11 protein-coding genes are annotated in these 14,485 nt (G+C 71.9%); 9 read left to right on the plus strand and 2 right to left on the minus strand.

What is annotated here, in order from left to right:
- Positions 1-646 (plus strand): hypothetical protein (locus tag PKE44_RS06875; protein WP_324549402.1); only part of this gene is annotated, 646 nt, incomplete at its 5' end.
- Positions 647-673: 27 nt separating this feature from the next.
- Here the strand turns inward: PKE44_RS06875 and PKE44_RS06880 are convergent.
- Complete coding sequence (locus tag PKE44_RS06880; RefSeq protein ID WP_324549404.1) at positions 674-2,827, minus strand: FAD-dependent oxidoreductase; 2,154 nt, start codon at positions 2,825-2,827, stop codon at positions 674-676.
- A gap of 348 nt (positions 2,828-3,175) precedes the next feature.
- Here PKE44_RS06880 and PKE44_RS06885 point away from each other — a divergent pair, with 348 nt between their 5' ends.
- The 7 genes from PKE44_RS06885 to PKE44_RS06915 all read left to right on the plus strand — a co-directional run bounded on the left by PKE44_RS06885 (position 3,176) and on the right by PKE44_RS06915 (position 9,976).
- Positions 3,176-3,586: a hypothetical protein gene (locus PKE44_RS06885; protein ID WP_324549406.1), complete on the plus strand. Its 411-nt coding sequence runs from the start codon at positions 3,176-3,178 to the stop codon at positions 3,584-3,586.
- Complete coding sequence (locus tag PKE44_RS06890; RefSeq protein WP_324549408.1) at positions 3,573-4,574, plus strand: TIGR04222 domain-containing membrane protein; 1,002 nt, start codon at positions 3,573-3,575, stop codon at positions 4,572-4,574. Before PKE44_RS06885 ends, PKE44_RS06890 begins: the two co-directional genes overlap by 14 nt.
- Entirely contained in the window at positions 4,571-5,308 is a 738-nt protein-coding gene (locus PKE44_RS06895) for a hypothetical protein (RefSeq protein WP_324549410.1), read from the plus strand. The genes PKE44_RS06890 and PKE44_RS06895 overlap by 4 nt, the downstream gene beginning before the upstream one ends.
- A complete protein-coding gene (locus PKE44_RS06900) occupies positions 5,305-6,279 on the plus strand; it encodes a TIGR04222 domain-containing membrane protein (RefSeq protein ID WP_324549412.1) in 975 nt (324 codons plus the stop codon). The genes PKE44_RS06895 and PKE44_RS06900 overlap by 4 nt, the downstream gene beginning before the upstream one ends.
- Positions 6,280-6,432: 153 nt before the next feature.
- On the plus strand, positions 6,433-8,193 hold the full coding sequence (locus tag PKE44_RS06905; RefSeq protein WP_324549414.1) for a bifunctional alpha/beta hydrolase/class I SAM-dependent methyltransferase: 1,761 nt from the start codon (positions 6,433-6,435) through the stop codon (positions 8,191-8,193).
- Complete coding sequence (locus tag PKE44_RS06910) at positions 8,190-9,539, plus strand: phosphatase PAP2/dual specificity phosphatase family protein (protein ID WP_324549416.1); 1,350 nt, start codon at positions 8,190-8,192, stop codon at positions 9,537-9,539. Before PKE44_RS06905 ends, PKE44_RS06910 begins: the two co-directional genes overlap by 4 nt.
- A complete protein-coding gene (locus PKE44_RS06915) occupies positions 9,536-9,976 on the plus strand; it encodes a hypothetical protein (protein WP_324549418.1) in 441 nt (146 codons plus the stop codon). Before PKE44_RS06910 ends, PKE44_RS06915 begins: the two co-directional genes overlap by 4 nt.
- A 21-nt stretch (positions 9,977-9,997) precedes the next feature.
- On the opposite strand, the gene PKE44_RS06920 is transcribed toward PKE44_RS06915, so the two are convergent.
- Positions 9,998-11,641, minus strand: a complete 1,644-nt coding sequence (locus PKE44_RS06920; protein WP_324549420.1) for a fatty acid--CoA ligase — start codon at positions 11,639-11,641, stop codon at positions 9,998-10,000.
- A gap of 313 nt (positions 11,642-11,954) precedes the next feature.
- On the opposite strand from PKE44_RS06920, the gene acnB reads away from it, so the two are divergent.
- The coding region (gene acnB / locus PKE44_RS06925) for a bifunctional aconitate hydratase 2/2-methylisocitrate dehydratase (RefSeq protein ID WP_324549422.1) at positions 11,955-14,485 on the plus strand (2,531 nt) is incomplete at its 3' end.

The following is a 14,485-nucleotide window of genomic DNA, read 5'->3' on the forward strand; positions in this document are numbered from 1 at the left end:
GCGCGTGCGCGTGCTGCCGGCCACGGGCTGCGAGGCCGATGCCGTGCTGCCGCCGCTGCCGCTGCACGCCGCCACCGCGCTGCTCGATGCGCACCGCCCCGGCACGACCACGCTCGGCGTGCCGGCCACTCTCGCCCAGGTGCGCTCGATCCTGCGCGAGCTGCAGCAGCTCGCGCCCGGCACGGCGCTGGTCGCCGTGCATCCGTGCTTTCGCAGCGCCCATCGCGCCGCCCTCGCCGCCTCGCTGCTGAACGCACCGGCCGGCGGCCGCATCCTGGTCGCGACCCCGGCGGTGGCGGCGCAGCTGCAGGCCGACCGGCGGCTGGTCGCGCTCGATGGCGGTGAAGCCGCCACCGGCGGCCACGAGGCCCCGGTGTTGAACGTGCTCTGGCGGCTGCGTGGCAGCGAGGCAGCGCCGCAGTCCGCCGAACTCTGCCCGGCACCGCCGGTGGCGGTGCGCAAGCTGCGCCGCGAGCGCTGGCTGTGGGACCGTGCCGCCGGCCGCTGGCAGCACTGCCAGCCGTCGACGGCGCTGCCGGCCGGCAGCATCGTGCGCCTGAACGCCGAGGAAGGCGGCTATGACGCCACGCTCGGCTGGATGCCGCACGCGCGGCTCACGGTCGTGCCGGCCCTCACCGTCGACTGAAGGCCTTGCGTTTCGCAGACGCCGCCTTCAGCCGCGCCGCCAGTCGTGGTAGCGCCGCACCCAGCCGAGCAGGCGCTGCGGCGCGTGCGCGCGCTTCCAGGTGCCGGCCACGGCCTTGCCGGACTCGGCCCAGGTCGGATAGACGTGGATGGTCGCGAGCAGCTTTTCGAGCCCGAGCCCGTGGCGCATCGCCAGCACGAAGCCGGCGATCGTCTCGCCGGCGTGCGCGCTGACGATGGTCGCGCCGAGGATGCGGTCGCGCCCCGGCACGGTCAGCACGCGCACCCAGCCCTGCGGCTCGCTCTCGGCCAGCGCCCGGTCGGAATCATCGAGCCGGTAGACGCTGCTCTCGAAGGCGATGCCACGCTCGCGCGCCTCCTGCTCGTTGAGGCCGACGCGCGCGATCTCGGGCTCGGTGAAGGTCGCCCACGGGATCACCGAGTAATCGGCCCGGAAACGCCTGAACTGCCCGAACAGGCCGTTGACCGCCGCATACCAGGCCTGGTGCGCGGCCGTGTGCGTGAACTGGTACGGCCCGGCGACATCGCCGCAGACCAGCACGTTCGGGAAGCGCGTCTGCAGGAAGGCATCGGTCTCGATCGTGCGCGACTTCGTGAGCCCGATGCCGAGGGCTTCGAGTCCGAGGCCGTCGGTGACCGGCGCGCGCCCGAGGGCGACCAGGATCGCGTCGAAACCGAGCCGCACTTCGGTGCCGGCGTGTTCGGCCACCAGCACCCGGCCGCCCCCGGCGTCGCGCTCGCAGCGCAGCGCCCGGTGGCCGCAGCGCACGTCGATGCCCTCGGCGGCGAATACCGCGCCGATGTGCGCGGACACGTCCGCGTCCTCGCGCGCCAGCAGCCGCGGCAGCATCTCGACCTGCGTGACGCGGGCGCCGAGGCGCGCGAAGGCCTGCGCAAGCTCGCAGCCGATCGGCCCGCCGCCGAGCACGAGCAGGCGCTGCGGGCATTCCTGCAGCGCCCAGAGCGTGTCCGAGCTCAGATAGCCGCCCTCTTCGAGCCCGGGAATCGGCGGCACGAACGGCCGGGCACCGGTGGCGATGACGATGGCGCGGGTGTCGAGCCGGCGCTCGCTGCCATCAGCCGTCGTGATCGCGACCGTCCACGGCGACAGCAGCCGCGCCGTGCCCGCCAGCACCTCGACGCCGAGACCGGTGTAGCGCTCGACCGAATCGTGCGGTGCGACCGCCGCGATCACGCGCTGCACGCGCGCCATGACCTCGGCGAAGTCGAAGCGGGCGCTGGCCTCGCCGATACCGTAATCCGGCGCACGCCGCTGCTCGGCCAGGAAGCGCGCCGTGCGCAGCAGCGCCTTCGACGGCACGCAGCCGCGGTTCAGGCAGTCGCCGCCCATCTCGGCGCGCTCGACCAGCGTCACCTTCGCCTGCACCGCCGCCGCGATGTAGGCACTGACCAGCCCGGCGGAACCGGCACCGATCACGATCAGGTTGCGATCGAAGCGCTTCGGCTTCGGCCACGGCCGGTAGACCTGATGCGCCTGCCAGGCATCGAGCGCGCGGCGCGCGAGCAGCGGGAACACGCCGAGCAGCACGAAGGACGCGATCAGCCCCGGCGACAGCAGGCCGGAGAGCGACTCGACCCGCGCGAGCTGCGTGCCGGCGTTCACGTAGACCACCGTGCCCGGCAGCATGCCGATCAGGCTGACCCAGACGTAGGTGCGTACCGGCAGCGCCGTCAGCCCGCTGGCGAGGTTGATCAGGAAGAACGGCACGACCGGCACCAGACGCAGCGTGAACAGGTAGAAGGCCCCGTCCCGCTCGATGCCGGCATCGAGCGCGCGGATGCGCTCGCCGAAACGCGCCTGGATGGCGTCGCGCAGCAGGAAGCGCGCGACCAGCATCGCCAGCGTCGCCCCGGTCGTCGCCGCGATCGCAACCAGCAGCGTGCCGGTGCCGAGCCCGAACAGCGCCCCGGCGGCCAGCGTCAGCACCGTTGCGCCCGGCACCGACAGCGCGGTGACCGCGATGTAGAGGCCGGCGAAGCCCAGCGCCGCCGTCAGCGGCTGCGCGTCGCGCCAGGCGAGCAGTTCGCCGTGGCGCGCCTTGAGCGCCGCAAGGCTCAGCCACTCCCCCGCACCTGACGCGAAGAACCCCGCGATCAGGGCGATGAAGCCAAAGGCGAACAACAGCTTGCGGCGATTCATGCGGGAGGCCTCCGGCGACGGGCGGGCGGTGGACAGGCAGCAGCGCAAGCTTTCCGGCCGCCGCCGGCACCGGATCGGGTCTCGCCCGCTTGCGGGGATGGCCCCCGGCCGGCGCAGATGCGCAAGGCCATACGCAGGCAGCAGCGGTGCGGATGCAGGCGCTGCAGCGCAGCAGGGCCGCCGCGCAGCATAGGCGCCGCACCGCTGCGGTGCCGGCGTGCCAGCCACCGCCACCGGCCCCGACACCGGAGCGCAACCTGCGGCGCGTAGCTTTCGCGTCACGGGCGCCGGGCCGGCACCGGCGCCCGCTCCGCCCGCCCGCATGCACGCCCACAGAGGAGCCCGACCATGGACTTCCGCAGCCGTTACGCCGCTTTCCTCGACGAGCTGGATGCCATCGCCGAAACCCATGACGAACTGTTCGACACCGAGGTGCGCGAGCGCCTGCGCGAGGTCATCGACTACCACTTCGTCTGGGATCAGCCCATCGGCGAGGACTTCCCGCGGGTCTTCGCGATGTTCAGCGACACGGCCGATGCCCTGGTCGCCGCGGCCGTGCGCAGCTTCATCGAGGAAGCCTGCGCCCTCGCCCGCGCCGAAGGCATCAGCACCGCTGCCGCCCGCCATGCGGCCATCGAGGACGACACGCTGCTCGGCGACGAAGGGGGTTTCGGGGATTATCTGGTCGACACGGAACTCACGGACGCTCCGGTGCCGCCGGCGTCCGACGCGCTATACCTGTCGGATGCCCGGCCCTGATCGTCCTTCCCCCGCCGCTTCGCGCGGCCGCTCCGCACGCCGGCCCGGCCGCGCACTGCTGCTGTGCTTCGCGCTCGCCCTCGGCGGCTGTTCCTCGCTGGCCTGGCTGCGCCTGCCGTGGTCGCTGACGCACACCGGCCACGGCCTGCTGGCGTGGTTCGTGCCGCTCGCCGTGCTGTCGGTGCTGCTTGCGCGCGGCCTGCAGCAGTGGCTGCGCGGACCGAAGGTCTCCGCTGCCGGACCGCAGCCGCTGCTGACGACGTATGAGGCAGCCTTCCTCGCCGGCGGCGAGGCGCGGGTCGTCGAGGTCGCCTGCGCGAGCCTCGCGCAGCGCGGCTGGCTGATCACGACCCAGGACTGGCAGGCGCTGAAACCGACGAAAATCTGCGGCACGCCGGAAGACCCGCTCGAACGCGCCGTGCTCGCCGCCATCGCCCGCGACGGCCGCCCGGCGCACCTGCGGCGCGTCGCGGCACTGCGCATCGCTCCGGCCCTGTATCGACGCCTGCACGCGCTCGGCCTGCTGCACGACGCCCGGACACTGCAGCGCCTGCGCCGCTGGCCGGCGCTGCTGACCGGCACCGTGCTGCTGGCCGGCCTCGCCGGCATCGGCTTCGGGCTGCTGCACCAGCAGCCGGTCGTGCCGCTCGTGATCGCCGTCGCCTCGCTGGCGGTGACGACGCTGATCTTCGCCGCCGGCCATCCGCAGCCGCTGACCCGCGCCGGCGAGGCGCTGCTCGCCGCGCTGCGCGAACGCCATGCGCCCGACCCCGGATGGCAGCGCAGCGATCCGGCGCTGCTGCTCTGTCTCGCGCTCTGCGGGGCTGCGGCCGTGCGCGGTCTCGTGCCCGGCGGCGTCGGTCACGTGCTGGCCCCGCCTGCCAGCGACGACGATGCACCGGTCGGGCTCGATGCCGGGCTGGATCCGGGCGGCAGCGGCTGCGACAGCGGGGGTGACGGTGGCTGCGGCAGCGGGTGCAGCGGATGAACCCCGACCCGCACCGGCCCGGCACCGCGGCCAACGATGCCGGACCGCCGGCCCTGAGCACACCCACGGTCGCGGACGCGGATGCGGACTGCGCCGCGGCCCTGCCGCCGGCCTGCCGCGACCCGGCCCTCGCGGCGCTGTACCAGCGGCTGCTCGCCTACGAATTCGACGATCCGCAGGCGGCACTGCCCTTCAGCCGGCGTCTGGCGCGCGACAACGGCTGGACGCATCGCGGCGCGCTGCGGGCGATCGACGAATACCGGCGCTTTGTTTTCCTCGCGCTCGCTGCCGGCCATCCGGTGACACCGTCCGACCAGGTCGATCAGGTCTGGCACCTGCACCTCGTCTACACGCGCATGTACTGGCTGGACTTCTGCCCGCAGGTCCTCGGCCGATCCCTGCACCACGGTCCGACCCGCGGCGGTGCGGCCGAGGGCGGGCGCTACGACGAGCAGTACCGGCGCACGCTGGCAAGCTACGAACGCTGCTTCGGCCACCCGCCGCCGGCGGATCTCTGGCCGGCACCCGAACTGCGCTTCGGGCGCGATCTCGGCTTCGTGCGCGTCAACCGCCATGCCTGCTGGCTGCTGCCGCGCAGCCCCGAGGCCTGGCGCTTCGTGCTGCACCGGCGGCTCGGGCGGCTGTTGCGCAGCCTGCGCCGGACGCTGGCCCGCTTCGGCCTTGCCTCTGAACCCGCACCAGGTCCTGTCCGCGGCCCCGGGAGAAAGTCATGAGCGCATCGTTCCTGCGTCGCCAGCATCCGGATCGTGGCGCCTGCCTCGGCCTGCTGCCGGTGCTGTGGCTCGTCAGCGACAGCGCCGGCGCACTCGACAACCCGCTCGACTACGACGGCAGCCACTTCCTCGGACTCTACGTGCCGCTGATGCTGGCGAGCCTCGTGCTGGCCATGCTGCTGCGCCGCTGGCTGCGTCTGCCCGGTCCCGATCCGCGCCACCAGCCCCGGCTCGATGTCTACGAAACCGCATATCTCGCCGGCGGCGCCGGGCGCACGGTCGATACGGCCCTGGCCGTGATGGCGCTGCGCGGCGAGATCGGCGTCAGCCCCGACGGCCTGCGCCTGCAGGCCTGCGGCCGGCCGCAGCTGCGCGACCCGATCGAACGCAAGGTGTTCGGGGCCCTGACGCTGGAGGGCCGGCCGCCGGGCCTGCACCGCCGTGTCCGCCCCGTGCTTTGCGCCGAACTCGATGCACGGCTGCGCCCGCAGGGACTGCTGCCGACGCCGGTGCAGGCGGCGATGGTCCGGCTGCTGCCGGCCGCCTGCACCGGATCGGTGCTGCTGCTCGGGCTGCTGAAGCTCGCGATCGGTCTGTCACGGCATCGACCGGTCGGCTTCCTCGTCGTCTGCTGCCTCGTGCTCGGCATCGCAACGCTGGTGCTGCTGCTGAAGGCCGTGCCGCGCAGCCGCCACGGCGACGCCGTGCTGAAACAGCTGCGCAGCGGCCTGTCGGCCCGCACCGTCGAATCGCGGCAGGATCCGCGCCTCGCCTTGGTCATGGCACTGTTTGGCGTGGCGGCCGTCGCGCATCTGCTGCCCGAGGACCTCGCCGAACAACTGGCGCCGGCCGGTTCCGGCGGCGGCGATTCGGGCAGTGGATCGGACGGCAGCGACAGCGGCGGCGGGGACAGCGGTGGCGACAGCGGCGGTGGCGGCTGCGGGGGCTGTGGCGGCGGCGGTGGCGACTGAAGCGTGAGCCTGCGGGCTGGCCCCGGGCACAGGCCGGCTGATCCGCCACCGCACACACCGGCATTGCAGCAAGTCCGGCAACCGGCAGCCATGCTTGTCGGGCGCGGCCGGCCCCCGCGCATTCCCCCGCCCCGCCCGACGACGGAGCCCTCGATGCGCGAACCCCGGGAACTGCACTTCGACACGCGTGACGGCAGCGCGCTGTTCTACCGGCACTGGCCGGCCCTCGACGGCCCCGGCGAGCAGGCGCTGCTGCTGCTGCACCGCGGCCACGAGCATTCGGGCCGGCTGCAGCACGTGGTCGATGAGCTCGACCTGCCGGGTTTCGCGGTGTTCGCCTGGGATGCCCGCGGACACGGCCGTTCGCCGGGCCGGCGCGGTCATTGTCCCGGCATCGCCACCGCCACCGGCGATCTCGACACCTTCGTGCGCCACCTCCGCGACCGGCACGGCATCGCGCCCGAGAACCTCGTCGTGATCGCGCAGAGCGTCGGCGCCGTGATCGCCGCGACCTGGGCGCACGACTACGCGCCGCCGGTGCGTGCGCTGGTGCTCGCGGCCCCGGCCTTCAAGGTCAAGCTGTACGTGCCGCTGGCGCGCCCGGCGCTGCGGCTGCGTTACGCGCTCGGCGGCAACTTCGAGGTGCAGTCGTACGTGAAGGCGAAGTTCCTGACCCACGATCCGGCGCGCATCGCCAGCTACGACGCCGATCCGCTGATCACGCGCGCGATCGCCGTCAACATGCTGCTCGGGCTGTACGAGGCCGGCGAGCGCGTGGTCGAGGATGCCGCGGCGATCACGCTGCCGGTGCTCGTGCTGGTCTCGGGCGCCGACTTCGTCGTGCACCGCGCGCCGCAGCGGCGCTTCTTCGAGCGGCTCGGCTCGAAGGTGAAGGCGTATCACGAGCTGCCGGGCTTCTATCACGACACCTTTGGCGAACTGCGCCGCAGCGAGGCGATCGGGCTGGTGCGCGCCTTCGTGCGCAAGTGCTTCGATGCGCCGTTCGAGCGGCCGGACCTGCGCACGGCCGACCGCCACGGCCATACCTTCGACGAATACCGGCGGCTGCAGGCGCCGCTGCCGGAAGGCTCGTGGAAGATTCCGTACTACGCGGCGGTGCGCGCCGGCCTCGCGCTCGGCGCCCGGCTCGCCGAATCGATCCGCATCGGTCACGAGACCGGCTTCGACTCGGGCTCGACGCTCGATGCCGTCTACCGCAACCGCCCGGCCGGCTTCGGCCCGCCCGGACGGCTGATCGACCGGCTGCACCTCGATTCGGCCGGCTGGGCCGGCATCCGCATCCGCAAGCAGCACGTCGAGGCGCTGCTCGCCGATGCCGTGCGCGCGCTGCGCCGCGCGGGCCGCCCGGTGCGCATCGTCGACATCGCCGCCGGCCACGGCCGCTACGTGCTCGATGGCCTCGCGACGCTGCCCGAGCCGCTCGAAGCGGCGGATTCGGTGCTGCTGCGCGACTACAGCCCGATCAACGTCGCCGCCGGCCGGCAGCTGATCGCCGCACGCGGGCTGGCGGCCACGGTGCGCTTCGAGCAGGGCGACGCCTTCGATCGCGACGCGCTCGCGGCGCTGACACCGAAACCCACCGTCGCGATCGTCTCCGGCCTCTACGAGCTGTACCCGGACAACGCGCCGCTGGCAGCGTCGCTGTCGGGCCTCGCCGCGGCGCTCGAAGCCGGCGGCTTCCTGATCTACACCGGCCAGCCCTGGCATCCGCAGCTCGAACTGATCGCGCGCGCGCTGGCGAGCCACCGTGGCGGCGCACCGTGGGTGATGCGCCGGCGCACGCAGGGCGAGCTCGACCAGCTCGTCGCCGCGGCCGGCTTCGACAAGTGCACGCAGCTCATCGACGATGCCGGCATCTTCACGGTGTCGCTGGCCGTGCGGAGGGCGTCATGAGTGCCGCAGGAAGTGCCACCGGAAGTACCGCCGGGGCGCACGAAGCCCGCCCGTGGCCGCGGGCGCTGCTCTGGCTCGCCGGCCTCGGGCCGCTGTTCTTCCTGAGCTACGGCGCCGCCAACTGGCTCGCGAGCCGGCGCGCCGGCGTCGGCAGCCTGGTGTTCGACTGGGAACACGCGATCCCCTTCTGGCCGTGGACGATCCTGCCGTACTGGTCGATCGACCTGCTCTACGCGCTGTCGCTGTTCGTCTGCACGACGCGGCGCGAGCTCGACGCGCACGGCCGGCGGCTGCTGACGGCGCAGCTCGTCGCGGTCAGCGCCTTCGTGCTGGTGCCGCTGCGCTTCACGTTCGAGCGCCCGCCGGTCGACGGCCTGCCCGGGGCGCTGTACGCGCTGCTCGGCAGCTTCGACCTGCCGTACAACCAGGCGCCGTCGCTGCACATCGCGCTGCTGCTGATCCTGTGGGTGCGCTTCGATGCCCACACCGGCCGGCGCTGGCGCTGGCTGCTGCACGTCTGGTTCGCGCTGATCGGCGTGTCGGTGCTGACGACCTGGCAGCATCACTTCATCGACGTGCCGACCGGCATGTGGCTCGGCCTGTTCGCGATCGCGCTGTTCCCGACCGACGGCACGCTGCCGGCGCTGAGCCGCCCCGATGCCCGGCGCATCGCGCTCGCGGCGCGCTACGGCCTCGGGGCCGCGGCCTGTGCCGTGGCCGGCGCCTGGGCCGGCGGGCTCGGCTGGCTGCTGCTGTGGCCGGCCGGGGCGCTGGCGCTGGTGGCACTGATCTATCTCGCCGGCGATCCGCGGCTGTTCCGCAAGGGCCACGACGGGCGCATGAACCCGGCGATGCTGGTGCTGTTCGGGCCGTACCTGTTCGGCGCCTGGCTGAACGCGCGGCTCTGGACGCTGGTGCATCCCGAGCCGTCCGAGATCGCTCCCGGCGTCTGGCTCGGGCGCGTGCCGCGCCGGCGCGAGCGCGAACGCGCCGGTTTCGATGCGCTGCTCGACCTGAGCGCCGAACTGCCGGTCGACCGGCGCGGCGTCGCCAGCCGCGGCGTGCCGATGCTCGACCTGCTGCCGCCGGAGCCGGCGCAGATCGAGGCCGCCGTGCAGGCGCTCGAAGGCCTGCACGGCGGCCGGCACGCGACGCTGGTCTGCTGCGCGCTCGGCTATTCGCGCAGCGCCCTGGTCAGCGCTGCGTGGCTGTTCGCGAGCGGCCGCGCCGACAGCCTCGCGGCTGCCGTCGGGCAGGTGCGCAAGTCCCGCCCGCGCGTGGTACTGAAACCCGCGCATCTGGCGAGGCTGAACGAATGGGCGGGCACCCGGGGGCTGCCGACATGAGCGACATGAGCGACATCGATCCCGACCCGGCAATGGCCGTGGCCGTCACCGCCGCGCTGCTCGATGCCGGCCGGGTCGCTGCCGCCATCGGCCACGGCAGCGCGCTGCTCGCCGGTGCCGCGCTGCTCGCCACGCTGCCGGCCAGCGGCACGACGCGGCTCTGCTGCGGACTGGCGCTGGCGCTGTGGCCGGTGAGCGGCTGGCTGGCGCTGCGCGTCGCGCTCGATGCGCGGCTGTTCGCCACGCTCGATGCCGACGAGGCGAGCTTCACGCGCTTCGATGCCTGCCTGCCGGCACTCGGCCTGTATCCGTCGCAGCCCGGCCCGCGACCGCTGCCGCTGCGCTGTCGCGGCGCGCTGCGGCTGTGGCGCAGCCTGCTGGCGGTGGCCGGCGTGCAGTTCGCGCTGGTGCTGGTGGCAGCCCTCGCGCGGCACTGAAAGCCGGCCGGCCGGCCGCGCTCAGCCGGCGTACTGCGCGCGGATCGCCTTCTTGTCGAGCTTGCCGACGCTGGTCTTCGGAATCGCCTCGACCTGTTCGATGCGCTCGGGCAGCGCGTACTTCGGGATCAGCCCTTCGGCGACGAAACCGGCCAGATGCGCGCGGATCATCGCGGGGTCCAGGCTGGCCCCGCCGCGCAGCACGACCAGCGCCAGCGGCCGTTCGTCCCAGCGCGGATCGGGGATGCCGACCACCGCGCATTCGGCGACCTCGTGCAGGCGCAGGATCAGGTCTTCGAGCATCAGCGTCGACACCCACTCGCCGCCGGTCTTGATGACATCCTTGAGGCGATCGGTGATCTTCAGGTAGCCATCGGCGTCGATCGTGCCGATGTCGCCGGTGTGCAGCCAGCCGCCGCGCCAGAGCGCCGCGCCGGCCTCGGGATTGTGCAGATAGCCCTCGGTCAGCCACGGCGCGCGGGCGATCACCTCGCCCTGCGCGATGCCGTCGTGCGCCACGTCGTTCATCTCGTCATCGACGATGCGCAGCTGCACCAGCGGCGCGGCGCGCCCGGCCTTGCAGCGGATGCGCACCTGCTCGGCGAAGGGCCGGCGCAGGACCTCGGGCGTCAGCTGCGCAACGCAGAGGATCGGACAGGTCTCGGACATGCCGTAGCCGCCGAACACGTCGATGCCGCGCTCCAGCGCCGCGATCGCCAGTGACTCCGGCAGCGCCGAACCGCCGATCAGCACCTTCCAGCCGTCGAGATCCATCTCGCGGCCGTCCGGGCAGTTCAGCAGCATCTGCAGGATGGCCGGCACGCAGTGCGAGAAGCTCACGCCCTCGCGCACGATCAGCCTGAGCAGCTTCGCCGGCTCGTAACGGCCCGGATACACCTGCTTCAGCCCCATCGACAGCGCCACCAGCGGCATGCCCCAGGCGTGCACGTGGAACATCGGCGTGATCGGCATGTAGACATCGTCGGCGCCGATGTGGCCCTGCCCGGTGCCGGAAAGCGTCGAGCGCACGCCGAGCGTGTGCAGCACCAGCTGGCGGTGGCTGAAGAACACGCCCTTCGGCAGGCCGGTGGTGCCGGTCGTGTAGAAGGTCGTCGCGCGCGCATCCTCGGCCACCTCCGGGAAGGCAAAGTCCCCGGTCGCCGCCGCCAGCAGCGCCTCGTACTCGCCGGCAAACGGCAGGCCGCCCAGGGCCTCGCCCCCGGCGTGATCGCAGAGCAGCACGAAGCGGCGCACGTGCGCCAGCCGCGGGCGGATCGCATCGAGCAGCGGCAGGAAGTCCTCATGCACGAGGATCACGTCGTCCGCGGCATGCTCGATCGTCCACGCGATCTGCTCGGGCGACAGGCGCACGTTCACCGTGTGCAGCACCGCCCCGAGCATCGGCACCGCGAGGAAGGCTTCGAGGTAGCGGTGCGAATCCCAGTCGAGCACCGCGACCGTCTCGCCGGCGCGCACGCCGAGGGCATCGAGCACGGCAGCGAGCCGGTGCACGCGCCGGCCGAACTCGGCATACGTGAAGCGCCGCTCGCCGTGCACGATGAGCTGCTGCGGGAACTGGCGCGAGGCGTTGCAGAGCAGCTGGCCGAGATTCAGGCGCGTCGCCGCCTGGGCGGCCGGCACGCGACCGGGATCGGAAATGGACATGGTGTGGAGACTCCCCTGCTCATGACGGCCGGTCTGCTGCCGGTCCTTTGACCCCGAGTCTGGCCTGCGCGCTGCGCACTGTCAGCCATCCAGCCCCCGGGGAATGTCCACAATGTCGCATGCCGCAACGGCTTCCGGTTTTCCGCGTGCGCCGATTCCGTTTAGACTGCCGCGATTTTTCCGGACAAGCGGCCACAGAGCCGCAGCCGGAGCGAGGCGCAGCACGAACCGCGCTTCACATCGCTTCATGGATCGGGGTTTTCCAGACCCGCTGCCCGCCGGCAGCTCATCACGCAACGAGGGGGTTTAAACCGTGTTAGATGCCTATCGCAAACACGCCGAGGAACGCGCTGCCCAGGGCATTCCGGCCCTGCCGCTGTCCGCCCAGCAGACCGCGGACCTGGTCGAACTCCTGAAGAATCCGCCCGCAGGCGAAGAAGCCTTCCTGCTCGACCTGCTGACCCACCGCGTGCCGGCCGGCGTCGACCAGGCCGCCTACGTCAAGGCCGCCTTCCTCGCCGCCGTCGCCAAGGGCGAGGCGAGCTCGCCGCTGCTCAACCGCGTGCGCGCCACCGAGCTGCTGGGCACCATGCTCGGCGGCTACAACATCCAGCCGCTGATCGACCTGCTCGACGACGCCGAATGCGCCGCCGCCGCCGGCAAGGCGCTGTCGCACACGCTGCTGATGTTCGACTACAAGAACGCCGTCAAGGACAAGGCCGATGCCGGCAACGCCACCGCCGCGGCCGTGCTGAAGTCCTGGGCCGACGCCGAGTGGTTCACGAGCCGCCCGAAGGTCCCGGAGAGCGTCACCGTCACCGTATTCAAGGTCACCGGCGAAACCAACACCGATGACCTGTCCCCGGCTCCCGATGCCTGGTCGCGTCCGGACATCCCGCTGCACGCGCTGGCGATGCTGAAGAACCCGCGTCCGGGCATCGAAGCCGATCAGCCCGGCTCGGTCGGTCCGATCAAGCAGCTCGCCGCGCTGCAGGCCAAGGGCAACCCGATCGCCTACGTCGGCGACGTGGTCGGCACCGGCTCCAGCCGCAAGTCCGCGACCAACTCCGTGCTGTGGTGGACCGGCGAGGACATCCCCTACGTCCCGAACAAGCGCTTCGGCGGCTACTGCTTCGGCAGCAAGATCGCCCCGATCTTCTTCAACACCATGGAAGACGCCGGCGCGCTGCCGGTCGAAGTCGACGTGTCGAAGATGGACATGGGCGACGTCGTCGAGCTGCGCCCCTACGACGGCAAGGCGCTGAAGAACGGCGAAGTCATCGCCGAGTTCAGCTTCAAGTCCGACGTGCTGCTCGATGAAGTCCAGGCCGGCGGCCGCATCAACCTGATCATCGGCCGCGGCCTGACCGACTGGGCGCGCGAGCAGCTCGGCCTCGGCGCCTCGCCGGTGTTCCGTCGTCCGGCCGCGCAGGTCGAATCGAGCCAGGGCTTCTCGCTCGCGCAGAAGATGGTCGGCAAGGCCTGCGGCGTCACCGGCATCCGTCCGGGCACCTACTGCGAACCGAAGATGACCACGGTCGGCTCGCAGGACACCACCGGCCCGATGACCCGCGACGAGCTGAAGGACCTCGCCTGCCTCGGCTTCTCGGCCGACATGGTGATGCAGTCGTTCTGCCACACCGCCGCCTATCCGAAGCCGGTCGACGTGCAGACGCACCACACGCTGCCGGACTTCATCTCCAGCCGCGGCGGTGTCGCGCTGCGCCCGGGCGACGGCGTCATCCACTCGTGGCTGAACCGCCTGCTGCTGCCGGATACCGTCGGCACCGGCGGCGACTCGCACACGCGCTTCCCGATCGGCATCAGCTTCCCGGCCGGCTCGGGCCTGGTCGCCTTCGCCGCCGCCACCGGCTCGATGCCGCTCGACATGCCGGAATCGGTGCTCGTGCGCTTCAAGGGCACGATGCAGCCCGGCATCACGCTGCGTGATCTCGTCAACGCGATCCCGCTGTACGCGATCAAGGCGGGGCTGCTGACCGTCGCCAAGCAGGGCAAGAAGAACATCTTCTCGGGCCGCATCCTCGAGATCGAAGGTCTGCCGGATCTCAAGGTCGAGCAGGCCTTCGAGCTTTCCGATGCCTCGGCCGAGCGTTCCGCCGCCGGCTGCGCGATTGCCCTGAACAAGGAGCCGATCGCCGAATACCTGAACTCGAACATCACGCTGATGAAGTGGATGATCGCGAACGGCTATTCGGATGCGAAGACGCTGGAGCGCCGCATCAAGGGCATGGAAGCGTGGCTCGCCGCGCCCGAACTGATGAAGGCCGATGCCGACGCCGAATACGCGGCCGTCATCGACATCGACCTCGCCGACATCAAGGAACCGATCCTCGCCTGCCCGAACGACCCGGACGACGTGAAGCTGCTGTCCGAAGTCGCCGGCGACAAGATCGACGAAGTCTTCATCGGCTCGTGCATGACCAACATCGGTCACTTCCGCGCCGCCGGCAAGCTGCTCGAAGGCAAGTCCGACATCCCGGTGCGCCTGTGGATCGCCCCGCCGACCAAGATGGACGCGATGATCCTCAGCGAGGAAGGCTATTACGGCATCCTCGGCCGCAGCGGCGCGCGCATGGAAATGCCGGGCTGCTCGCTGTGCATGGGCAACCAGGCGCAGATCCGCAAGGGCTCGACCGCCATCTCGACCTCGACCCGCAACTTCCCGAACCGCCTCGGCATCGACACCCGCGTCTATCTCGGCTCGGCCGAACTGGCGTCGATCTGCGCGATGCTCGGCAAGATCCCGACGGTCGACGAGTACATGGCCAACATCGGCGTCATCAACGCCAAGGCCGGCGAAATCTACCGCTACATGAACTTCGA

The organism is Plasticicumulans sp. (genome assembly GCF_035331805.1).
In the GTDB taxonomy this organism is placed as follows: Bacteria; Pseudomonadota; Gammaproteobacteria; order Competibacterales; family Competibacteraceae; genus Plasticicumulans.

Bases quoted from the DNA above. Each gene is read 5' to 3' on its own strand.
- PKE44_RS06895 (WP_324549410.1), top strand. From the start codon at position 4,571: ATGAACCCCGACCCGCACCGGCCCGGCACCGCGGCCAACGATGCCGGA.
- PKE44_RS06880 (WP_324549404.1), bottom strand. From the start codon at position 2,827: ATGAATCGCCGCAAGCTGTTGTTCGCCTTTGGCTTCATCGCCCTGATC.
- PKE44_RS06910 (WP_324549416.1), top strand. From the start codon at position 8,190: ATGAGTGCCGCAGGAAGTGCCACCGGAAGTACCGCCGGGGCGCACGAA.
- PKE44_RS06885 (WP_324549406.1), top strand. From the start codon at position 3,176: ATGGACTTCCGCAGCCGTTACGCCGCTTTCCTCGACGAGCTGGATGCC.
- PKE44_RS06915 (WP_324549418.1), top strand. From the start codon at position 9,536: ATGAGCGACATGAGCGACATCGATCCCGACCCGGCAATGGCCGTGGCC.
- PKE44_RS06890 (WP_324549408.1), top strand. From the start codon at position 3,573: ATGCCCGGCCCTGATCGTCCTTCCCCCGCCGCTTCGCGCGGCCGCTCC.
- PKE44_RS06905 (WP_324549414.1), top strand. From the start codon at position 6,433: ATGCGCGAACCCCGGGAACTGCACTTCGACACGCGTGACGGCAGCGCG.
- PKE44_RS06900 (WP_324549412.1), top strand. From the start codon at position 5,305: ATGAGCGCATCGTTCCTGCGTCGCCAGCATCCGGATCGTGGCGCCTGC.
- PKE44_RS06920 (WP_324549420.1), bottom strand. From the start codon at position 11,641: ATGTCCATTTCCGATCCCGGTCGCGTGCCGGCCGCCCAGGCGGCGACG.